Consider the following 21,343-nt stretch of genomic DNA (forward strand, 5'->3'; position numbering starts at 1 on the left):
AGGAGGGATTCTCTCCTAGTGAAAATTGGAATGGGAGGAAAAGAAATCCATGAATGCTTTAAAACAAAAACCTGTGATCCTTTATACAGTCCTATTAAGTTTTTTCTTAACGTTTTTACTGCTTGCGGAACTCACCGGTAGTAAATTATTTTTTGCCTTCGGGTTTACGATGACCATGGGGGTCATCCCTTTCCCAGTTACCTTTATCATCACTGATTTACTCAATGAATACTTTGGAAGGAAAGTAGTCCGTGCTACAACCTTTCTTGGAATGGTGATGATTGGTTTTGCTTACCTACTCATTGTCATCGACATCCAAATCCCCGCAAGCCCTGATTCTCCCATTGATGACGCCTCCTTTGAAAAGGTCTTTGCCAATTCTGGCCTTGTGATCCTTGGCTCCATCATCGCGTATGTAATTGGGCAGATGATTGACCTACATACCTTCCACTTCCTACGAAAAAAAACAAAGGGAAAACATATCTGGTTACGTGCCACAGGTTCCACTGTCATTTCTCAGCTAATTGATTCCTTCGTCGTGATCTTCATTGCCCTAGGAAAATACCACCCAGTTCCAAAACTTGTCTCCATCGCGAGTACCAATTTTTTATACAAAATGGGAGTTGCGATTCTCATTACCCCACTTCTCTATGCGATCCATATCTACATCGATCGTTACTTAGGTGAAACGTTAAAACAACAGATGTTCAAACAAGCGATGGAAGAAGAAGGATATGAATCCACCATCCAACCAGGGTAAACCCATGTGGAAACCAAGAACCGAAAGGTTACAATCACTTCTCGGAAAACTTCCCGCAAACATAGGGCACCGAGGCGCAAGAGGTCTTGCCCCAGAAAATACGCTTGTGTCGTTTCTTGTGGGATCAGAATCCACCCATTACTTTGAACTTGATACCATGTTATGTGGCTCAGGGGATCTTGTTGTGATCCATGACTTTACAGTTGATAGAACGACCGATGGAAAAGGTAAGGTATCTGAATTCACCTATCGGAAATTAGCCGAACTTGATGCAGGTAGTTTTTTTGGTGAAGCATTTGAAGGGGAACAGATTCCCACTCTATCGCAGGTGGTGCAAACCCTTCCACAAAACACAGTGTTTGACATTGAACTCAAAAGTGAAGGAAAAACGGAAGAGAGGGAATCACTTGCCAAAGCAGTTGTCAAACTCATTCGTAAATACAAAATACAGGACCGAATTTGGGTGAGTAGTTTTGATTGGGACCTTGTGGACCTTGTTCGAAAAGAAGAACCAGAAGTGCTTCGGGGGCTTCTCATCGAAAAAGGAGATACGCTTAACGAAGGTTACATGCAATATGAACCCGATTTGATTTTACCTCACCACTCACTTTGTACAAAAGAGTTTGTAAGGAAGTGCCAGGCGGAGGGACTACTTGTCATTCCATACACTCCCAATACGGAAGAGGAATGGAAGTCATTATTGGAAGTTGGAGTTTTTGGACTCATCACGGACTACCCAGACAGGCTCCTTCATTATTTAGAAAAATAAACCCAAACCCAGTTCCCCCAAGGGTCTTCATAGAGGGAATACGCTTTTGTTGGGTGGGATTGAAGGGTTTTGAACTTTTGCAGTTTGGGGTCGTTTTCCTTTCCTTTTTCCCATTCCAACGTGATGGTACCGGGGCGCACTGGGCATCCCTCCGTTTGTTTTGAAAATACCATCCTTAAGGTTCCAAAGACAAGGAGTTCTGCATGGCCAAAACTTTCTTTCAGAACTTCACCCCCTACAATGGATTGGTAGAAGTGAAGAGGTTCGGAACAATTTTCACCTCCTTCCAAATTGACGGAATAAAAAGAAAGTGATCTTTCCTCATCGGGACTTAGTTTCAACATAGGTTTCATCTCGTTATGTTAGACAGATTTTTCCAATCTATTTTTGTTTCAAAATGGTTTCGTACAGAAAAATACCAACAGTTTCTACTTTTCTCGTTTCTCATCCTAACAAGCATCATCAACTTTTTGTTATGCGAAACGATTTATTTTCAACCCTTACATTCTGCAGACCAACTCTATAGCCCTTTGGTGATTTTAGATGTATTCTCTGGGAAAGGCATCAAACACTGGTACTTTCCACCTTCTCCCTATTTTTTCCCTGACCTTGTACTCATGTCGGTTTTGTATTTTTTGATTCCATTTTTGTATTTACCAACGGTGTATGGAATGGTCCAAATGGGTTTTGTTACACTTGGCATCTATTGGGTGTTAAATGAATTCCTTTCCAAACATCAATCTCTTTTGTTTTTGTTTTATTTCCAAACCTTTATCATCATATTTTCGGTTCTAAGTAGTTTGCTAAATGACAACCCTTTGCCCTTTGTGTATTTTTTTACCAATGCACACCACAGTACTGGATTCTTTTTTAGTTTCTTCCTTGTGAGTGTCCTTGGATTCAATCTTAGAAAACAAAACTGGGGTGTATATGGTAACAAACGAAATCTAATCCTACGGTTGTTTTTCTATTGGATTGGGTTTAGCATACTGTATCTTTCTGACAGGTATTCTTTTTGTATTGGTTTTCTTTGTTTTATGACTGTTTACCACTTTGAAATCCGAAAGAAAAACAGTCGTCGGCTTCCGAAAGTTCTTGGATGGAAACTCAATTTTATCATCCTCATGTTTCTTTTGTTGAATGAACTCACTTTTTACGGAATCAAACATACACTCCAGATCCCCAATAGTTTTGGGATTTTATTGAAGTCACTTTCCGATAAATCTGCGGATCGAATCTTCTTTTTGTCGTATACCTATCTCTTCGATGTATCCAAACACATCTTCTACCAGAATGGATCCTTACTTCTTTTGATTTCGTTTTGTCTTTTCACGGTTTCAAAATTTCCGTTTCGCATTCGGATTTTACTTCTGACTTTGATTCCTGTGCTTCTTTTATTACTCATTGTTGTGGGACGATTCACCTACCTTCACCCTTATCCCATCCGCTACCTGTTCCCCATTTGGTTTCTTTGTTTCCTAGGACTCAGTTGGTTTTTGCAAACTGTTTGCAACCGGTTTCCCATTTCTCTCATCTTTGCCTCTTTTGCCCTTTGGATCCTAGTTCTTTCCTCTTTCCCAAAACCAAGGCAAGCCGTAGCAGAGAGCTTCCTTACAGTAACCAAACAGAAAGTTTCCTATGACTTTGAAAAACCCATTCGGTTTTGGTCAGAAGGGAAAAAAGAACCCTTCCCGATCGACAATCAAGGGAAACCTTACCGCTGGATCACAGGTGCTTTCCATACTCCTTGACAGACTTCGGGGAAACTATGATCTGGAAGGAGATGGAAGATTACGTTCGGATTTTTGATACCACTTTACGAGACGGAGAGCAGTGCCCTGGTGCTGCGATGAGTGAGGATGAGAAGGTAGAAATTGCCGGCCACCTCGCTCGGATGAAAGTTGACATCATTGAAGCAGGGTTCCCTGTATCCTCTCCTGTTCAGTTCAAAGCGGTGGAAAGGATTGCTCGTGAAATCGAAGGCCCCACCATTTGTGGTTTAGCCCGTGCCCTAAGGCCTGATTTAGAGGCAGCAAGAGATGCGCTTAAACCCGCAAAATCCAAACGCATCCATACCTTCATTGCCTCCTCTCCCATTCATATGAAACACAAGTTGGGGAAGTCGCCAAAAGAAGTCCTCGAAATGGCAAGGATTGCAGTTCGGATGGCAAAAGACTTTGTTCCTGATGTTGAGTTTTCACCAGAAGATGCCACTCGTTCTGAATGGGAATTCTTACGAGAGTTAGTTGAAGCAGTCATCGAAGAAGGGGCCACAACGATCAATATCCCAGATACCGTGGGATACACAACGCCACAAGAATACATGGATCTCTTTCGATTTCTAAAAGAAAAAGTAAAAGGTGCAGACAAAGTCATTTTTTCTGCCCATTGCCATAATGACCTTGGACTCGCAGTTGCTAATTCCCTTGCCACAGTACTTGCCGGTGGACGTCAAATTGAATGTACCATCAACGGGATTGGGGAACGCGCAGGGAATACCGCCATGGAAGAAGTGGTGATGGCTCTTAAAACAAGAAAAGATACCTTTGGTGTGGAAACAAAGATTGATTCTACCCTTATCACACGTGGGTCTCATTTGGTAAAAACCATTACGGGAATGGTTGTACAACCTAACAAAGCCATTGTGGGAGCAAATGCCTTCGCTCATGAATCAGGGATCCACCAAGATGGTGTGATTAAAAATCGCCAAACCTATGAAATTATGACCCCAGAATCGGTAGGATTAAAATCAAATCGAATGGTTCTTGGTCGCCACTCAGGAAGAGCCGGATTCAAAGATCGAATCATCCGTATGGGATTTGATCCAAAACCAGAAGAAATTGATAATGCATACAATCGGTTTTTGGAAATTGCAGACAAAAAAAAGGAAGTGTTTGATGAAGACATTGCTGCCCTCTTCCAATCCGAAATTAGCCGTTCCCAAGTGGATGAAACCTACAAACTTTTATCCTTTGAACAAAATACTGGCTCTGACAAAACTCCATTTGCAAAAGTCAACTTACAATGCAAAGGTGAAATAAAAACAGGAGAAGCCAAAGGGGATGGTCCTGTTGATAGTATCTTCAAAGCAATTAGTTCGGTAACTGGTCTTTCTCCCTTATTGTCTCGGCTTGTGATTTCACCAGTCACAGAAGGAACGGATGCAATGGCAGAGGCATCTGTCACTCTAGAAGAAGGGGAAAGGCGAGTTGTGGGAAAAGGTGATTCTACTGATATCATTGAAGCATGTGCCAAAGCATACATCAATGCACTGAACCGGTTGTGATGTATGGAACCAAAAAAAAACAACTTCAATCCTGAGTATTTCATCCGTAAGGAACTTAAGACTTTTTCACCATACACTCCTGGCGAACAACCAGGGCTCACCACATCTACCATCAAATTGAATACGAATGAAAATCCGTATTCCCCTTCCCCAAAAATAGGACAGGCAGTAAAGGAAGTCCTCGAAAAAGGATTACTTCGTAAGTATCCCAATTACCATTCACGTAAATTACAAGAGCTCGTTGCCAAAGATTATGATTTAGACCCAAACCAAATCCTTGTGACCAATGGATCGGACGAAGCCTTACGATTGTTATTCCAAACCTTTGTTGGTCCAGGGGATGTGGTAGTGGCACCTGATCCCACATATTCCTACTATCCGGTCCTTACAGAACAAATGATGGTAGGAGCTAGGTATGAGGCAGTGCCAGTTTTGGAGAATCTGCATTTTGATTTTACAACGTTAAAGAATCGCAAAGGGAAATTACTTTGTTTTGCGCATCCCAATGCGCCAACAGGGATTGAGGAACCAAAAGACGATCTACTAACACTGGTGAGTTCATTCCCTGGCCTTGTGTTATCTGATGAAGCATACATTGATTTTGCAGGGTCAGATGCAAGTTTGATTCCTCAGATCAAAGACCATCCCAATCTTCTGGTTTCCCGAACCTTTTCTAAGTCGTATGCACTCGCCGGACTCCGAGTAGGATACATCATAGGATCTTTTGAAACCATATCTTGGATGCGAAAACTCAAAGATTCATACAATGTTGGAATCCTCGACCAAGTGATTGCAGAAACTTCCTATGCTGATAAGGAATACTTTCAAGAAAAACGAAATTTGGTGGTCCAAGAAAGGTCCCGATTGAAATCCAATTTGGAATCTCTTGGCTTTACGATTCCAAATTCCTCAACGAATTTTTTATTTTGCAAACCGAAACCTGGAGTATCTCCAGAACATTTATACCTATCCTTAAAGGAAAAAAACATACTCATTCGCTATTTTTCTTATGGAATTTGTAAGGAATACATCCGGATTACCATCGGTACAAAAGAGGAAAACGATACACTCTTCCAAACCATCCAAACATTTCTCTAAAATAAAGCCCAAGAAAACGATTGTTCTCTTGGGCCTTTGGATTTAGGTTCATAGTTGTTATTTTATATTTTAAAACATTTTTTTGTTCAATCTTCCTATTCTTTTATTTCCAAGAATTAAGAATTTCGAATCTCGATTTTTGTTTTTTTCGGTTCAATTTTCGGAAGGGTTAGTTCCAGAATTCCATTTTTGATTTTTGCAATGGCATTATCTGAATCTACTGCCTTACCGATTGTAAACCTTCTTAGGTAATTTCCTTCTCTATATTCTGCCAATCGAACCTGTCCTCTTTCCACTGTTGGTATTTGGAACTTTCCTTCGAGAAGCAATTGGTCTTTTTCAATGGTGATGCCGACTGATGTTTCATCAACACCTGGCATTTCCACACGGAAGAGTAACGAGTTTTCCGTTTCGTATACGTCCACATTTGGCGAATATACTTTTACTTGTGGTTTCACTTCCGTTACTTCCCTTTTTCCATCTACTTCTTGTTTGGTTTCTTTTGTTAAAGTATTCATAATGATTCTCCTTATCCTAAACTGATGGAAACTTTTTTCGGTTTGTCTTCTTCTCTTCTTGGTAAGTGAATGTTTAAGACTCCATTCACATACTTTGCTGAAACTTGGTCTTGGTTCACACGGAATGGAAGTTCTAATCTTCTATGGAATTCTCCGTTGAAAATTTCCCTTCTATGCACTTCCGTTCCTTCTGCGAGTTCTTCCATTTTTTTCTTACCATGGATGGATAAGATATGGTCTTTCACGTTGATATCAATTTGGTCAATGTCCACACCTGGCAATAGACAAGTCACAAGAGCTTCATCTTCCTTCGTATACACATTCACAGGAGGAAAATGCGAAGAACTTCCGAATTGGTCATCCAAGATGGATCGAGTCAACTCATCGTTCAAACGATCAAAGTCTCTCCAAAACTGGTTTGCTTTCGTTTGTGGGTCTAAAATTCGAAATAACATGCAAAATCTCCTTTTGGCACTCTTATGTGTAGCCTGCTATTTTCATTAGCACTCTACTTGTTTGACTGCCAATTGTCAATCTAAAATTGGTTTTTTTCCGGATTGAAAAAAAAATTTTGTCTCCAAGGGGTCGAATCCATAGTTTGGATGCCAATGGCCATCACTGAACAATTGAATGCACTCGGGATCCAGATCCCTCCGGTCCCCCAAGCCCTTGCAGCTTATATCCCTTCGAAACGCTCCGGGAACATAATTTTTACCTCAGGGCAATTGCCTCTAGTGGCTGGGAAATTATCCAAAACAGGAAAGGTCGGAAAAAACATCACACTCTCGGAAGCACAAGCGGAAGCAAAACAATGCCTGCTCAATGCTCTTTCCACTGTACTTTTACACATCAATTCACTAGACCAAGTGAAATCAGTTGTGAAACTAGGAGTTTATGTTGCATGTACCGAAAATTTCACCGAACAACATTTAGTTGCCAATGGCGCATCGGAACTTGTGGTTCAAATTTTTGGAGACAAAGGAAAACATGCCCGTTTTGCCATTGGGGTTAGTTCCTTACCACTTGATGCTTGTGTCGAATTGGAAATGACTGTGGAAGTAGAATGACAAATACATTCTTTTCTTTATTAACTGAAATTCTAAACTTTTTGACTGTTTCCATCAAACTTGTTCCAGAACTAATAAAAGTTTGGTGGTTTTTGGGTAAAAAAATTACGTTATCCTTATTTTCATATTGGAAAACGAAACTTTTCTATGATAAAATCTTTTTTATCTTTTTATTTCTACAGTTATTTTTTTCAGTTTTACCTTGGTTCCATTACGAGATAGTTTTTTTCGAAAGTAATGAATCGGTTTCATTAAGCCCCAAACTCAATTCAATATTTATCCTGATCAGTTTGTTAAATTTTTTCTTTTTGGGTTTTTGGAAATCTACTTGGACAAGGTTATGGTTTTTTGCGACAGAAATGATTTGTGTGATCATCGTATTGTGGGGTTATTTAGAACCAAAACGAACTTACTATGATTTTGTTAATCCAAACGAAGTCAGCACACAATTACCTTTTTATCTCTTTCTAATATCTTTGTTTTTTTCTTTTGTATTTGGATATTTGAGCTTCAAAAAAGAAGACGAAGTGTATGTACACTCCCCTTAGTGTTTCACTAAGGGTTTAAGTTTTATAAATATTTTAATGATCTTTGAAATATAGAATTATACTTCGAGAATTTCCAATTTTGTCTTTCCTTCAATAGTAACAGTGTCAACCAAATAGGATTTAACCTTCTCCTTGTGGAAAAGTATCTTTTTAGATAAAGGTTTACCAATTTCTGTACTGATGATCCTTTGGATAGGCCTTGCTCCCATTGCTTTGTCGTAACCATTTTCTGCCAAATACCGTACAGCTTTTTCTGATATTTCCAATTGGATCCCCTTTTCTTTGGCTTTGTTCTGCAAAGTTTTAAACATCCGTTTTACAACCTGTTCCACTATGGAGAGAGAAAGTGGATTAAACTCTATGACAGCTGTTAAACGGTTTCTAAATTCCGGAGTAAAAGTTCTTTCGATTGCTTTGAGAGAACGATCATCATATCGGTCTGTGTCAAAACCAAGCAGTGGTTTCGCACTTTCCTGCGCACCGGTATTTGTCGTTAAAATCAGAATCACATTTCTGAAATCGGCTTTTTTTCCAGTACTATCTGTGAGTGTTGCATGGTCCATCACTTGTAAAAGAATATTATAAATATCTTCATGCGCTTTTTCGATTTCATCAAAGAGTAATACACAATGCGGATTTTTAGCGATTGCATCAGTGAGTTGTCCACCTTGGTCATATCCAACGTAACCTGGAGGGCTTCCAATCAATCGAGATACAGAATGTTTTTCCATATACTCACTCATATCAAAACGAAGGAATTCCACTCCCATCTTTTCAGCCAGAGTTTTTGCCACTTCCGTTTTTCCTACACCAGTTGGACCTACAAATAAAAAACTACCGATCGGTTTTCCTTCATCTCCAAGCCCAGATCGTGAATAATGAATGGCATCTACAATTTGATCAATTGCGTGGTTTTGTCCAAAAACAACTGTTTTGATTTCGGAATCCAAAAACTCTAATTTCTTTTTATCATCAGCCTTTACAGTTTTTTCTGGAATTTTTGCTATCTTTGCGACAAGAGATTCAATTTCGAAAATACCGACTGTTTTTTTGGACTTTTCTTTGTTTTCATCTCTTAATTTGACAAAGGCACCTGATTCATCCATAAGATCAATTGCCTTGTCAGGTAAGAATCTATCGCGAAGGTGGAGTGTTGATAAATCAACGCAAGCTTCAATCGCCTTCGCACTATAGTTTACACCATGGAAAGACTCATACTTGGGTTTTAATCCATACAGAATCTGGATCGCATCTTCTCTCGAAGGTTCGGCCACTTCAATTTTTTGAAATCTCCTTGAGAGGGCATGGTCCTTTTCAAAAATCGATTTGTATTCTTTGTATGTCGTTGTACCAATACATTTGAGTTCTCCATTCGCAAGTGCTGGTTTCATTAAGTTAGAGGCATCAAGGCTTCCACCAGAAACCGCTCCAGCACCCACAATCGTATGGATTTCATCAATAAAAATGATCTTTTCTGGTTTTCCAACTAATTCTTGTAAGATAGCCTTTAATCGTTCTTCAAATTCTCCTCTGAATTTAGTACCTGCCATCACAAGTCCCATATCAAGTGAATAGATTTCTAACCCAAGTAAACTTTTCGGAACCTTTCCATTCACAACTCGTTCCGCAATTCCTTCTACGATGGAAGTTTTCCCAACTCCTGCTTCCCCAACAAAAATTGGATTATTTTTCCTACGCCTTGAAAGGATATGGATCGTTCTTTGGATTTCAATGTCACGACCAATACAAGGATCGAGTTTTCCCATTTTTGCTCTTTCAGTCAGATTCACACAAAATTTCTCCAAAGCGGATTGTTTCGAATTTTGCGAATCATCCTCTTCCAAATCATCCTCGGAGTTTGAAAAATCTGGATCCACTTGGTTTGATTCTTTTTTCACACCATGGGAAATGAATTTGATCACATCGAGTCGTTTAATATCTTGTTTTGCGAGTAAGTAACATGCCTGGCTATCTTCTTCTCGAAACAACGCTACGAGTACATTGTTTCCATCCACTTCCTCTTTACCAGAATTTTGGACATGAAAAGCTGCAAATTGAATGACAAATTGAACACCAACTGTGTATTTTGGTTGGATTTTTAAATTCGGAACTGCAATCGATGATAAATCATCTTCAAAATATTCTAATAATTCTTTTCTTAGTAAATCTAAATCACATCCTACATTGATGAGCACATCCTTTGTTTTTTCATTGAAAGTAAGCCCATATAACAAATGTTCTAAAGTTATAAATTCATGGTGGTATTTGTTAGCTTCTTTTTGAGCCAACTCCAAAGTTTTTTCTAAATCGGATGAAAAATTCATTCCTCTTCCTCCTTTGCCAACTGGCATTGTAAAGGGTGTCCAGCATCATCAGCAAGTTTATGTACTTCCTCTACCTTCGTACGAGCGATATCGAGTGAATACACTCCACAAACTGCCGAACCTTCCGTGTGTGCTTTCCACATAATTTGCCTCGACTCTTCCATAGATCTACGAAAGACCATCGCCAAAACGTACACTACAAATTCTTGAGGTGTGTAATCATCGTTAATTAAAATAACCTTATACCGATCTGGTTTTTTTAATTTTTTCTTTTGTTTCTCTTTTTCTAAAAGTTCAACATTAAAATCAGTATAAGACTTTCGTTTAGTTTCTGACATCAAGTCTCCCTAAGTGATTTGATTGGAGAGTGTGCATTGTATGCCGCAATATTTTCTTTCTCCATTTCAATCTCTTTTTCCAAATAAGCTTCAATAGCACTTCGGCCTTGATCGTTATAGATATGATGGCTACTAAACATGGGAACTGTTTCATAACCTCTGAGGAACTTATGTTCGCCTTGTGCTCCCGCTTCCACTCTTTCCATTTTATGTTCGATTGCAAAATCAATCAACCGGTAATAACAACATTCAAAGTGTAAATTGGGAATATATTCCAATGCTCCCCAATAACGCCCAAACAAAAAACCATCCCGGTATAAATTCCAACTCCCTCCGACAGCATCCCCATTGGGTTTTGAAGTTAGAACAAGTAGGAGTCGATGGCGAAAGGATTCGACCATATGTTGAAAAAATTTGCGATTGAGATAGGGCTGTCCCCATTTTTTACTATGTGTGTCTTTGTAAAATTCATAAAATAGATTTGCATGTTCTTCTGTAATTTGGTCACCAGTAAGAGTTTCTATTTTTAGACCTGTTTCGATAATTTTTTTACGTTCACTTCGAATGGACTTACGCCTTTCTTTTACCAATGTCCCTAAAAATTCATCAAAGTTTGAAAACCCTTTGTTAAACCAATGGTATTGGTGGGACAACCGGGGAGCAAATCCTAACTGTTCACCTAATTTCTGCTCTACTTCCTTACAAAATAAAATATGAACCGAAGATACATTCTCATCGGATCCAAATTGTTTTAAAGTCAGTAACATACGAGAACATAAATTCTCTCGATCGTTCTCAGATAAACTAGGATCAAATAAAATACGGGACCCTGTCACTGGAGTGAATGGGACCGCTACCGTGAGTTTCGGGTAATAAGGAATTCCAGCACGGTGAAAGGCATTGGCCCATTGGAAATCAAAGATGTACTCACCATACGAATCCTTTCTTAAATACGATGGTAACACACCAACAAGAGTACCATTTTGTCTGGCGGAAACAAGAACGGGAAACCAATCTGACTTTGCAATACAACCAGTTTCTTCTAGTCCGTTCAAAAATTCATATTCTTGGAACAAAGAATCAGAAGGGACTAAACGATTCCATTCTTCTTTATTGAACTCATTAAAACTCTGAGAGATTTCAATCTTTACCGTTTCCAACACGTTAAAGATTAGACTCTAAAGGGTTTCTTCTTGTTTCAATTGTTTCTTCCGAATGTGTTCGATGAGCCGAATTAAACTTGGATTTTCTGGATCCAATTCCAAGGCAGACCCTAAAATATTTTCGGCTCGAGCATAATTTTTATCAGCTAAGTATGTTTGCCCTAAATTAATTAAGTTTTTGACATGGTTCGGATCTCTGAGGCGAACTCTTTCCCCAAAATCAATGGCAGTTTTGATGTCGGCGACCTTTCTTGCACAAAAGGCAGTGATGTACATAATCTCTGTGTCCATTGGGCGAAGGAGACTGTAATCTTTTGCCATTTTTTTTGCCTTACCATAATCCTTTAGTTTTAAATACAGTTGGATGAACTTCTTTTTAATTTCTGGAATGTTTTCTTCTAACGAATGTGCTTTTTCCAAATAGGTCACGGCTTCTTGTAAATCAGATGATTCACTGGCTTCTTTTGCTTTTGCAAGTAACGATTGGATTTCCTTTAACTTGTCTTTTTCGATCTTATAACGTTCTTTTTCTTCGATAAAAGATATCCTGAGTAGGGAAAGGTCGTCAGTAAGGGCCCCAAATTTAGCCAATTCATCGTAAATCTGTTCGAGTTCCCCTTTTCCAGCTTCTACCATTTTGAGAAATAACCTTTCGTCTTCATTAATCACTCGTTTCCCTTCAGCGGTATGGGAAATGAGAAGGTCATCTCTTCCATCAGAACCTGCGATCAAAATGTCTCCCGCTTCCAATTGGAATGTTTTAATGTATAAATTACCTTGTACACCTGATGTACCGAGTTTTCGAAACATCAGCTCATTCTCGATAAAACTAGCAATGCCATCTCTATACAAGACAATCCATGGGTGTTCTGCATTGATAAAATATAACAATCCAGTTTCGTTATCCACAACACCTAACACAAGTGAAACAAGCATAGAACCATCGAAACCTTCGAAAATTTTATGTAGTTCTAAAAATGTATTTTTGATCCAACGTTCCGGATATGTATTTCTAGCTTCACTGAGTAGTTGAGTTCTCGTTATAATCGATTCAAATACAGAACCAAGTACGAGTGCTCCGCCAGCTCCTTGCATTGACTTACCCATCGCATCCGCATTTAGAAACACTGTATAAGATCTGTTATTTAAAACAATTTGATTGGCGATATTTAGATCACCACCGATTTCTTTCTCGTATTGTTTGAAGGTAAATTTTTTCTTTTGCTCCAACAAAAAGTCAACTCTAACATTCTCATGCATTGCATGATTGACATTAAATGGTTGCAAAAGCAGTGAGGTGAGAAAATAATCCCCATCCTGTTGGTGTTTTAAAGATTGAACCTCTTTTAATGTATTTTCCAATTCTTTGGTTCTCTCTTGAACTTTCACTTCTAACTGTTCTGCATATTGTTGTAATTTTTTACGAGCTGCTTGGATCGATCGAACCATTCGATTGAAGGAACGGGCCATAAACCCAATATCATCTTCCACATGAACGTTCAAACGATATTCTAAATTGCCGGAGTTCACTTCCGTTAAACCTTCGATGATTTGTTCGATTGGCCGAATGAGTGCAATTAGGAAAAACAGTCTATACCCAAATATAACGAGGATGGCAAGTGAAATAAGACCTATGATCCAAGGCAGAGTAACTTCATGTTGGAACTGGCGGTAATCACTATAAGGGTATCCGACTTCATGAACGATTTCATTTTTTTTATCAACAATCAGATAACTCACATAAAAAGAATAATTTGGTTCTTTTGAATCAAACTTAACTTGGCCGCGGTAATTTCTTTCTCCATGGTTTGGCATTGGGGAAAACATTTGGTCAAGTGTTTTATACTTTTCTTCTTCTGAAAGCGAGGAAGATAAAACATTCCTAGCTTCTGCATAAAAACCTGAGAGTGCGCCCTTTTCTCCTTTTACAAGTCCACTTGCTTTTTCTGTAAAATTCGTTACAGGAATTTCTCTTAATTTATTGCGAGTGTAAAGGATTTTTCGTTTCTCTGATTCAATAGCAGTTATAAGATCTTTTGGATTTTTTATAGATTCTTCGGAAAGTAATCGTAAAATTTCCTTCGCATAACCTCGACTTGTTTCTGGTAAAATTCGTAAGAGTTCTTTTGTTTTTGACTCCCAATTTGATTGGTTTTCATACGAAAGGATCAATTCTAATGCCCAAACATTCCAAAATTCAGCTTCATATTCTTTTGGCATAAATTTGGTTTCTTCCAACCCTTTATGCGTTAAAAACGATTTGTCTTTGATATCATAGGTAAAGTGAAAACTTGGCACTTGGTCTGTTTCAAGACCTGCGATATAATTTTTTGCCCTTGCCGTGTGAACCAAATCATAATTCGACTCTGTTTGTTGGATCACAGAATAGGCAACCAGTTGCAGTACTAACAAAAATGAAGCAAGAGAGATCCCAATGATACGAGAAATAATAGTTGTTTTATCTTTTGTATTGTTGATATACACTACATTAGCAACAAATAGTCCAACAACTAACACAAGATCAGTGATTGTTTGGTAAAGTCCACGTCCAATTGCCCCATCTCTAGACAAAACATTCAAAAATCCAGGAATCATCGTGATGAGAACAAAAGAGATTAAGATACTAATCAGAGTGAATTTAGACTCTTTAGGCATCTTAAATAATTGAATCAAAGCAAGTATTGTGAACGTTAGGAAGAACACGAGAACAATCACTGCATACGCTTTGTAAAACAGTGGTAGTGGAAAATCCCAATAATGACCACTGAAAAAAAACAAACGACCTGCGGTTAAACTGATGTAAACAAAAAAGGAAGTTACGAAGGCGACAACAGCACTAAGAATCCAAAAGATATATTTTTTAAGTCTTGGAAAATAAATTTCAGGATAACTTAAGAAAAATCCAGTGAGGTAAACTGACCCTGCCATGGCACCAATGATCACAAACCATCTCATATAAGCAGATGCCGGACCCATAAAGGAAAAATTGATCAGATAACCAAAATGGAATATACCTAACCAAAGGGTACCCATTCCTAAATTGTAGGTGGCTTCCGATTTTTCTTTAACCGTTAAAAATAATTGTGCATTGTAAAAAGTGAATATAACTCCGACAAGCGAACCAAAAGTATAAAAATCAAAAGAAATATTGCCCCATGAATCCATGGTTGAAAACCCTAACAGAATTTTGAATCATGTCAACTTCGTATTTCTTTTCTTTATCATTTGGTAGAGAAGATAGGAAAAAATCACGAAAAGGATGGCTCCAATCGTACGATTATAATAGGATAGTATAACAATGATTTGGTTCCAATTGGAACCAAGTAAAGAACCACCGAATAAAAGTAATCCACACCACATAGAAATGGCAATCGAATAAAGAACTACAAATTTAATGATGTTCATTTTGGACATTCCAGCAACTATCGAAACAAAAAATCGAATCCCTGCGGAGAAACGAGAGATTAAAACCACTACAATTTCGTATTGTCGAAACCAAACCAAAGTCTTTTGTAAATTTTCCTCATGGTAAAGGGCTGAAAGGAAAGGAATTTTGGTTCGCTTCAAAAACAACAAAAACCTTTCACCAAAATAATACATCGCCAAGGCACCAATTAGGTTCCCAAGGAATGTTGCAAATACCACGGAAAGAAATGAAAGAGGCGAATTGGGAGTGGAAGAAATAAAACCGGAAAAAACCGTGATTGTGTCCCCTGGCCACGGAGGGAAAATATTCTCCAAAAAATTAGAAAAACAGAAAAAAATCCAAAGAACGAATGGCGGTAATTCTAAAATTTCTTTTAATACCGCTTCAAATGGAATCGAATCCAACACAAAGAGAAGGATAAATCTTTCCACGGATAGGCAACAAAGATTTTAAAAAATGAATGGAAGGAATCAATACTAGGACATTTGCTTTCCCTAATGCTTCGATTTTTGATCTTATCTTCTCTTATTCTTTGGCAGTGTAGCCCCAATCGGCAAACGGAAATCTATCGATTTGACCAAATCATCGTGACAAAATTTCCGACAAATCCCCCTCCTGCCTTCCCCCAATCCTTTTTCCCAGAAAAGGCAAATTTTTTGCAATCTAGCGAATTTAAAACAAGCCACATCCATACAAAGGAAGCATTTTTGCATTTGGAAACCACAGAATCTTGGGAAGAGATCCAGAGACGAATTGACCTTCGGGTCAACCAAGGAGATTGGAAACTCATTGAAAAAAATTCCAGTGAGTCTGAAGTATCTTACTTACTTGAAGGATTTATTAAAAAATCATTATCAATTTATTTAACTAAAAATGGCGAAAACAACCAATTACGTTTTTACTTTAAAAAACATTCTACTTACTAAATATGAATTGGATCAAAAATAAAAACGAAACTATCGTCTATATATTGTTAGCAGGTATTTTCCTTGCTACATGTTTTACATTATTTTTTGTATTTAAACCATTTTTATGGGCTAGTTTTTTGGCCTTATTGTTTTATCTCACCACGAGGAAAATACACAAACGGTTGAAAAAAGTTTTAGGAGAAAAGTTTCACGTACTTTCTCCCTATATCATGGTCATTTTGATGTTAGCCTGTGTCTTCATTCCATCGTATCTCATTGTTTCTACTTTAGTTCGTGAATCATTAAATTTGGTCAGTTACGTAAGAAACCAACTTACTGAAGAATCCATAGTGGCACTCCTTCTCAATAGCCCTATGTTAACTGACTTTTTTACTGAAAATGAATTTTTTTGGATCAAACTTCCGATTATGTACCGTGAGTATGTGGGCCAACATATGGATATCCTCAATTTAGATTCCATATATAGTTTGCTAAAAAATTCTTCAGGATTTTTGTTAGGTTCTTTTGAAGTTCCAGGTGCTATTATCTTCAATGGATTTTTTACATTTATCCTTCTTTTTTTCCTCTATAAAGAAGGAAGCAGAATGGAACGTGCATTATTTATGTTATTACCTTTCCCAACTGAAATTGAAGAACGATTGGGTAGAAGAATTGAAGAAGCAATACGTACAGTGATGATGGGAAACATGTTCATCTCTTTTTTACAAGGTGCATTGATATATTTCTTATTACTTTTCACTTCTGTTTCGAACAAGTTTTTGCTGTCGAGTATCGCGACTATTTTTTCATTGATCCCAGTGGTTGGAACTTCAGTGGTTTGGTTTCCGATTGGACTTTACATTGGACTTGTGCAAGAAAACTGGACAGGTAGTATATTGTTTATGATTGCTGGAGGAGCAAGTTACCTGATCCTCGAAAATTTCGTGAAACCAAAAATTTTAGACAAAAAATTAAAAACACACCCTTTCCTTATCTTTTTATCTTTGATTGGCGGGTTACAAGAGTTTGGTGTTGCAGGGATTATCATTGGGCCAATGGCATTAACGCTTGTCATCATTTTATGGGATTTTTGGAAAATATTTAGAGAGACAAGATTTCAAACTACTTAAATGGAAATAGTTGATTCCTCCCTTTCTGTAAGCGAAGTCAATCGTCGGATTAAGGCGAAATTACAAGACTCTCCTGAATTTAAAAACTTTTGGGTGCGTGGAGAAATCTCCAATTATAGCCAAACCAATAGCTCTGGTCATATGTATTTTTCTTTGAAAGATACCTCGAGTGTTATCAAATGTGCATTTTTTTCGTTCCAAGCAAAAAACTATAAAGGCACACCCCTCCGGAATGGAATGGAAATCCTTGTATATGGTTCGGTTTCTGTCTACGAACCAGGTGGTTATTATAGCATCACAGTACAAAAGATCGAAGAAATTGGTGAAGGTGATATCCTCCTTCGCATTGAAAAATTAAAGAAAACATTAGCCGAGAAAGGAATCTTTGATGCCTCTCATAAACGGCCGTTACCAAAATTTCCGAAACGATTGGGAATTGTCACCTCTCCCAAAGGGGCAGCTGTTGAGGATATCATTCGTATTGCCACGGATCTGAATCCATCAATTCAAATTTTAATTTCGCCATGCCTAGTCCAAGGTGACGGTGCCGAAAACTCAATCATTGAAGCGATCAAAGAAATTAATGATCCAAAATGGGAAGTTGATGTGATCATCGCAGGGCGTGGTGGAGGTTCCTTTGAAGACCTCAAGGCGTTTAACCAAGAGTCGGTGGTTATGGCGTATTATCATTCAAAAATCCCTATCATCTCTGCAGTAGGTCATGAAATTGACCGAGTCCTGACAGACTTAGCGGCGGATGCCACAACACCTACACCAACAGCAGCAGCAAAACTTGCCATCCCCAATGTATCGGACACCCTCATTCGATTGGATGAAATGGAGGATCGTTTACGTTCCGCGCTTACTGGAGTCATCCGCATTGGGAAAGAAAAATGGTTAGGTGTTACAAATCGTGTCGTATTACAAAATCCAAAATCATTTTTGGAACCTAGGCAAAATCATTTTGATGAAATCATGACAAAGATTTCCCTACTCGGTAAAAACTATTTGGTCAAAAAGCAAAGCGAATTCCAAAAGTTTGAAATTTTCCATCAAAATTGGAAATCGTATTTGGAAAGAATACAAAACAAATTCAAACTCGCAGAACAACGATTAGAACATTTTTCACCACTTGGAACTTTAAAACGAGGATATTCTGTATTGAGGAATACAAACAAACAGGTGATTTCATCTGTTAGGCAAATTAAAGAAAACGAAACTTTGGAAGTTTTTTTATTTGATGGAAAAATCCAAGTCGAAGTGAAAGAAAAAAATTAGGATCATACAATGGTAGAGAAAAAAACAATCAGTTTTGAAGAAGCAATACGTGAATTAGAAGAGATTGCTGAAAAACTTGAACGAGGAACTTTATCCTTAGAAGACTCAATCAAAGCTTATGAACGAGGAATGGAACTGAAAAAAATCTGTTCCGAAAGATTAGTCGATGCAGAAGCTAAAATTGAATTTTTAACGAAAGCTCCAAGTGGTGAAGTGGTGAAATCCACTGTGAAAAAGAAGAAGGATGAAACTCCATCCAAACAAGCGGAAGAAGATTTATTTTAAAGAATGAATTTCCAAGCGATCTTCATACTTGCCTACTTATCCATCACCATAGGCATAGGGATTTATGCTGCCAAAAAAGTCAAAAATTCCAAAGACTTTATCTTAGCTGGTAGAAGTTTACCTTTACCGATTTCGACGGCTGCCTTATTTGCCACTTGGTTTGGGAGTGAAACCATTTTGGGTTCTTCCGTGGAATTCGCCAAAGGTGGTTTTTTAGCTGTCATCCAAGATCCATTTGGTGGGGCACTATGTTTGTTTTTACTTGGGCTTGTGTTTGCCAAATACCTTTACCGGATGCAAATCCTCACCTTTGGTGATTTTTATAAAAATCGATATGGCAAAAAAATGGAGTTCATCGCGGGGATTTGTCTTATTTTTTCTTACTTTGGCTGGGTGGCGGCACAATTTGTTGCGCTCGGCATTATGGTACAAATTTTATTTGGTATCAACCAATTCACAGCCATTGTGATAGGAGCATGCCTGGTTGTATTTTATACTTATTTAGGTGGGATGTGGTCAGTTTCATTGACTGACTTTTTCCAATCAATTTCGATTGTAATTGGTCTTGTCGTTGTCATCATTGAACTCAATGGAGTGAAACCCATTTGGACATCCTTTGCAGAAAAACCCGATGGTTTTTTTCGATTTTTTCCTGAAGCAAATTACCATGCTTGGACATTGTATTTATCTGCATGGATGGTAGTGGGATTTGGTTCTTTACCCCAACAAGATATTTTCCAAAGAGTGATGTCCGCTAAATCAGAAAAAGTTGCTATTCGTGCCTCTTATCTTTCTTCCGTCTTGTACTTGTTATTTGCATTGATACCACTTTTTCTTGGACTACATGCTAAAAGTTTAATCCCCGATTTTGACCTCAACTCAGAATCAGGCCAACTTTTGATACCAACTATGGTCTCAAAGTTTGTTAGCCCTTGGGTTCAGATATTATTTTTTTCAGCACTGATCTCAGCCATTTTATCAACCGCATCAGGTGCCATTTTGGCTCCTTCCTCCATTTTATCTGAGAATATTCTAAAATATGCATTTAAGAGTATGAATGATAAAAAACTACTTTTGTTATCGAGAGTTTCTGTACTCATTATTGCGGGGATTTCCTTTTTACTCGCAGTAGGGAAACCTTCTATTTACGCACTCGTTGAGGATTCGGGAGGGATCTCCCTTGTTACATTGTTTATCCCAATGGTTTTTGGGCTTATGAGTAAACGTGCCAATGAATCATCGGCTTTGTTTTCCCTTTTTGTAGGAATTGGAACTTGGCTACTACTCGAGATCTATGGTGATGACATGACAAGTCACTTTTACGGAACCATTGCAAGTCTAATTGCCATCCTCATTGGCATGTATTTGTTTCCTAAGCGAGAGAAATCTCAAGTAACCAATTAAATACATCCTTCATATCAATCCCCAATGCTTTCGCTTGTTGAGGAATGAGGCTTGTTCCCGTCATACCTGGTAACGTATTGGTTTCCAAAACATAAGGAATTCCTTCGGAGATAATAAAGTCAGTCCTCGAATACCCTTTGCAGCCAAGAATTTCATGGCATTGTAAAGTATACTCTTGTAATGTTTTGGTGATGGATTCACCCACCGGGGCCGGTGTGATTTCCTCACTGGCTCCCTTGGTGTATTTTGCTTCAAAATCAAAAAATTCAGATTTTGGCCGAATTTCAGTCGGAACTAATGCAAATGGCTTTCTTTTTTTTCCCTCAGGTTTTTCCAAAACACCAATGGACACTTCCGTTCCAGAAATTAATTTTTGCACAAGAACTCGGTCATCGGTCACAAAAATTTTATCCACAAGGGTCATCGCCTCTTCTGCCGTTTTTGCCATACCCGTATTCACGCTAGAACCACCTAATGTTGGTTTAATGAAAACAGGATATGAAAATGAAAGATTTAAAAGTGTTTTCCTTGGGTCGGATTTTCCCTTTTCCAATTCGATAAACGGCGCAACAGGTATTCCTATTGATTGGAATAAAATATTGGCTCTAAATTTATCCATTGCAAGAGCAGATGCAAGTACACCAGAACCAGTGTGAGGGATTCCTATTGTATCTAAAAATCCTTGGATCCTTCCGTCTTCTCCTGCGCCTCCGTGTAATCCAAGAAAGGCGGAAGAAACTCCTAATTTTTTTAATTCGATTGGATCACTCGGTATCATTATTTTGTTTGCTTGTACAAATTCTTCCAAAAATTCTAATTCCGTTTTTCCAGTTGGATCCGGATAAATCGGTTTTTCTACAGTTGGGATCCAAAACTTTCCATTCGAATCGATATAGATGGGGTGAATTTCGTATTTTTCCCGATCAATTGTTGCAAATATAAAGGCAGATGAACGAACAGAAATGATGTGCTCTCCGGAGACACCTCCGAAAAGTAGAGCTATTTTGGTTTTGGACATGAAATCACTTGATTCCTTTTCA

Annotated in this window: 21 protein-coding genes; 12 read left to right on the forward strand and 9 right to left on the reverse strand. The window is 38.2% G+C overall.

The features are described 5' to 3' along the window. Nucleotides 1–49 precede the first annotated feature (49 nt). Together EHQ43_RS13450 and EHQ43_RS13455 are read left to right on the forward strand one after the other, a co-directional pair. Nucleotides 50–760: a queuosine precursor transporter gene (locus EHQ43_RS13450; protein ID WP_135742120.1), complete on the forward strand. Its 711-nt coding sequence runs from the start codon at nt 50–52 to the stop codon at nt 758–760. Between the two features lie 4 nt (nt 761–764). Then, a complete protein-coding gene (locus EHQ43_RS13455; RefSeq protein ID WP_135771545.1) occupies nt 765–1,529 on the forward strand; it encodes a glycerophosphodiester phosphodiesterase in 765 nt (254 codons plus the stop codon). Here EHQ43_RS13455 and EHQ43_RS13460 read toward each other — a convergent pair. After that, nucleotides 1,514–1,873, reverse strand: coding sequence for a VOC family protein (locus tag EHQ43_RS13460; RefSeq protein ID WP_135771470.1), 360 nt, complete (start codon nt 1,871–1,873; stop codon nt 1,514–1,516). The two genes, EHQ43_RS13455 and EHQ43_RS13460, sit on opposite strands and share 16 nt — an antisense overlap. A 15-nt stretch (nt 1,874–1,888) precedes the next feature. Here EHQ43_RS13460 and EHQ43_RS13465 point away from each other — a divergent pair, with 15 nt between their 5' ends. From EHQ43_RS13465 to hisC, 3 genes are read left to right on the forward strand one after another with little or no spacing between them, the layout of a single operon-like run. Continuing rightward, a complete protein-coding gene (locus EHQ43_RS13465) occupies nt 1,889–3,280 on the forward strand; it encodes a hypothetical protein (RefSeq protein WP_135771471.1) in 1,392 nt (463 codons plus the stop codon). Between the two features lie 17 nt (nt 3,281–3,297). After that, nucleotides 3,298–4,815 (forward strand): 2-isopropylmalate synthase, encoded by a 1,518-nt coding sequence (locus EHQ43_RS13470; RefSeq protein WP_135771472.1) that lies wholly within the window; start codon nt 3,298–3,300, stop codon nt 4,813–4,815. 3 nt (nt 4,816–4,818) lie between these two features. Further along, complete coding sequence (gene hisC, locus EHQ43_RS13475) at nt 4,819–5,913, forward strand: histidinol-phosphate transaminase (protein WP_135771473.1); 1,095 nt, start codon at nt 4,819–4,821, stop codon at nt 5,911–5,913. A gap of 116 nt (nt 5,914–6,029) precedes the next feature. Here the strand turns inward: hisC and EHQ43_RS13480 are convergent, their stop codons facing one another. Together EHQ43_RS13480 and EHQ43_RS13485 are read right to left on the reverse strand one after the other, a co-directional pair. Next, nucleotides 6,030–6,431 carry an Hsp20/alpha crystallin family protein gene (locus tag EHQ43_RS13480; protein ID WP_135742125.1) on the reverse strand — a complete coding sequence of 134 codons (402 nt, stop codon included), beginning with the start codon at nt 6,429–6,431 and terminating at the stop codon, nt 6,030–6,032. Between the two features lie 11 nt (nt 6,432–6,442). Continuing rightward, nucleotides 6,443–6,886: an Hsp20/alpha crystallin family protein gene (locus tag EHQ43_RS13485; RefSeq protein WP_135754212.1), complete on the reverse strand. Its 444-nt coding sequence runs from the start codon at nt 6,884–6,886 to the stop codon at nt 6,443–6,445. A 153-nt stretch (nt 6,887–7,039) separates the two neighbouring features. Between EHQ43_RS13485 and EHQ43_RS13490 the strand changes: the two genes are divergently transcribed. Then, complete coding sequence (locus EHQ43_RS13490) at nt 7,040–7,498, forward strand: RidA family protein (RefSeq protein WP_167481794.1); 459 nt, start codon at nt 7,040–7,042, stop codon at nt 7,496–7,498. Further along, on the forward strand, nt 7,495–8,046 hold the full coding sequence (locus EHQ43_RS13495) for a hypothetical protein (protein ID WP_135771474.1): 552 nt from the start codon (nt 7,495–7,497) through the stop codon (nt 8,044–8,046). The genes EHQ43_RS13490 and EHQ43_RS13495 overlap by 4 nt, the downstream gene beginning before the upstream one ends. A 56-nt stretch (nt 8,047–8,102) precedes the next feature. Here EHQ43_RS13495 and clpA read toward each other — a convergent pair whose 3' ends face one another. From clpA to EHQ43_RS13520, 5 genes are read right to left on the reverse strand one after another with little or no spacing between them, the layout of a single operon-like run. After that, nucleotides 8,103–10,370: an ATP-dependent Clp protease ATP-binding subunit ClpA gene (clpA, locus tag EHQ43_RS13500; protein ID WP_135771475.1), complete on the reverse strand. Its 2,268-nt coding sequence runs from the start codon at nt 10,368–10,370 to the stop codon at nt 8,103–8,105. Continuing rightward, the gene (clpS, locus tag EHQ43_RS13505) at nt 10,367–10,708 is read right to left on the reverse strand and encodes an ATP-dependent Clp protease adapter ClpS (RefSeq protein ID WP_135754215.1); all 342 of its coding nucleotides are present in this window, start codon (nt 10,706–10,708) and stop codon (nt 10,367–10,369) included. The genes clpA and clpS overlap by 4 nt, the downstream gene beginning before the upstream one ends. After that, entirely contained in the window at nt 10,708–11,871 is a 1,164-nt protein-coding gene (locus EHQ43_RS13510; protein WP_135771476.1) for a GNAT family N-acetyltransferase, read from the reverse strand. The genes clpS and EHQ43_RS13510 overlap by 1 nt, the downstream gene beginning before the upstream one ends. 15 nt (nt 11,872–11,886) lie before the next feature. After that, entirely contained in the window at nt 11,887–15,036 is a 3,150-nt protein-coding gene (locus EHQ43_RS13515) for a SpoIIE family protein phosphatase (RefSeq protein WP_135771477.1), read from the reverse strand. Nucleotides 15,037–15,063: 27 nt separating this feature from the next. Further along, the gene (locus EHQ43_RS13520; RefSeq protein ID WP_244242808.1) at nt 15,064–15,729 is read right to left on the reverse strand and encodes a DedA family protein; all 666 of its coding nucleotides are present in this window, start codon (nt 15,727–15,729) and stop codon (nt 15,064–15,066) included. A 66-nt stretch (nt 15,730–15,795) separates the two neighbouring features. Between EHQ43_RS13520 and EHQ43_RS13525 the strand changes: the two genes are divergently transcribed. The 5 genes from EHQ43_RS13525 to EHQ43_RS13545 are packed head-to-tail and all read left to right on the forward strand — an operon-like array spanning nt 15,796 to nt 20,303. Further along, nucleotides 15,796–16,224 carry a hypothetical protein gene (locus tag EHQ43_RS13525; RefSeq protein ID WP_167481795.1) on the forward strand — a complete coding sequence of 143 codons (429 nt, stop codon included), beginning with the start codon at nt 15,796–15,798 and terminating at the stop codon, nt 16,222–16,224. A 2-nt stretch (nt 16,225–16,226) separates the two neighbouring features. Next, nucleotides 16,227–17,336 carry an AI-2E family transporter gene (locus EHQ43_RS13530; RefSeq protein WP_135771478.1) on the forward strand — a complete coding sequence of 370 codons (1,110 nt, stop codon included), beginning with the start codon at nt 16,227–16,229 and terminating at the stop codon, nt 17,334–17,336. Next, nucleotides 17,337–18,614, forward strand: coding sequence for an exodeoxyribonuclease VII large subunit (gene xseA, locus EHQ43_RS13535; protein ID WP_135771479.1), 1,278 nt, complete (start codon nt 17,337–17,339; stop codon nt 18,612–18,614). 9 nt (nt 18,615–18,623) lie between these two features. Further along, complete coding sequence (locus EHQ43_RS13540) at nt 18,624–18,899, forward strand: exodeoxyribonuclease VII small subunit (protein WP_135742135.1); 276 nt, start codon at nt 18,624–18,626, stop codon at nt 18,897–18,899. Nucleotides 18,900–18,902: 3 nt separating this feature from the next. Further along, nucleotides 18,903–20,303, forward strand: a complete 1,401-nt coding sequence (locus EHQ43_RS13545; protein WP_135771480.1) for a high affinity choline transporter 1 — start codon at nt 18,903–18,905, stop codon at nt 20,301–20,303. Here the strand turns inward: EHQ43_RS13545 and EHQ43_RS13550 are convergent. Continuing rightward, the gene (locus EHQ43_RS13550) at nt 20,272–21,321 is read right to left on the reverse strand and encodes a D-alanine--D-alanine ligase (RefSeq protein WP_135771481.1); all 1,050 of its coding nucleotides are present in this window, start codon (nt 21,319–21,321) and stop codon (nt 20,272–20,274) included. The two genes, EHQ43_RS13545 and EHQ43_RS13550, sit on opposite strands and share 32 nt — an antisense overlap. Nucleotides 21,322–21,343 lie beyond the last annotated feature (22 nt).

Source organism: Leptospira bouyouniensis (genome assembly GCF_004769525.1).
Classification (GTDB): domain Bacteria; phylum Spirochaetota; class Leptospiria; order Leptospirales; family Leptospiraceae; genus Leptospira_A; species Leptospira_A bouyouniensis.

Excerpts from the sequence above, each read along its gene's own strand:
- clpA (WP_135771475.1), bottom strand. The coding sequence starts at position 10,370 with ATGAATTTTTCATCCGATTTAGAAAAAACTTTGGAGTTGGCTCAAAAA.
- EHQ43_RS13540 (WP_135742135.1), top strand. The coding sequence starts at position 18,624 with ATGGTAGAGAAAAAAACAATCAGTTTTGAAGAAGCAATACGTGAATTA.
- EHQ43_RS13470 (WP_135771472.1), top strand. The coding sequence starts at position 3,298 with ATGATCTGGAAGGAGATGGAAGATTACGTTCGGATTTTTGATACCACT.
- xseA (WP_135771479.1), top strand. The coding sequence starts at position 17,337 with ATGGAAATAGTTGATTCCTCCCTTTCTGTAAGCGAAGTCAATCGTCGG.
- EHQ43_RS13450 (WP_135742120.1), top strand. The coding sequence starts at position 50 with ATGAATGCTTTAAAACAAAAACCTGTGATCCTTTATACAGTCCTATTA.
- EHQ43_RS13515 (WP_135771477.1), bottom strand. The coding sequence starts at position 15,036 with ATGGATTCATGGGGCAATATTTCTTTTGATTTTTATACTTTTGGTTCG.
- EHQ43_RS13495 (WP_135771474.1), top strand. The coding sequence starts at position 7,495 with ATGACAAATACATTCTTTTCTTTATTAACTGAAATTCTAAACTTTTTG.
- EHQ43_RS13480 (WP_135742125.1), bottom strand. The coding sequence starts at position 6,431 with ATGAATACTTTAACAAAAGAAACCAAACAAGAAGTAGATGGAAAAAGG.
- EHQ43_RS13525 (WP_167481795.1), top strand. The coding sequence starts at position 15,796 with ATGCTTCGATTTTTGATCTTATCTTCTCTTATTCTTTGGCAGTGTAGC.
- hisC (WP_135771473.1), top strand. The coding sequence starts at position 4,819 with ATGGAACCAAAAAAAAACAACTTCAATCCTGAGTATTTCATCCGTAAG.
- EHQ43_RS13455 (WP_135771545.1), top strand. The coding sequence starts at position 765 with ATGTGGAAACCAAGAACCGAAAGGTTACAATCACTTCTCGGAAAACTT.
- clpS (WP_135754215.1), bottom strand. The coding sequence starts at position 10,708 with ATGTCAGAAACTAAACGAAAGTCTTATACTGATTTTAATGTTGAACTT.
- EHQ43_RS13550 (WP_135771481.1), bottom strand. The coding sequence starts at position 21,321 with ATGTCCAAAACCAAAATAGCTCTACTTTTCGGAGGTGTCTCCGGAGAG.
- EHQ43_RS13545 (WP_135771480.1), top strand. The coding sequence starts at position 18,903 with ATGAATTTCCAAGCGATCTTCATACTTGCCTACTTATCCATCACCATA.
- EHQ43_RS13485 (WP_135754212.1), bottom strand. The coding sequence starts at position 6,886 with ATGTTATTTCGAATTTTAGACCCACAAACGAAAGCAAACCAGTTTTGG.
- EHQ43_RS13460 (WP_135771470.1), bottom strand. The coding sequence starts at position 1,873 with ATGTTGAAACTAAGTCCCGATGAGGAAAGATCACTTTCTTTTTATTCC.
- EHQ43_RS13465 (WP_135771471.1), top strand. The coding sequence starts at position 1,889 with ATGTTAGACAGATTTTTCCAATCTATTTTTGTTTCAAAATGGTTTCGT.
- EHQ43_RS13490 (WP_167481794.1), top strand. The coding sequence starts at position 7,040 with ATGGCCATCACTGAACAATTGAATGCACTCGGGATCCAGATCCCTCCG.
- EHQ43_RS13530 (WP_135771478.1), top strand. The coding sequence starts at position 16,227 with ATGAATTGGATCAAAAATAAAAACGAAACTATCGTCTATATATTGTTA.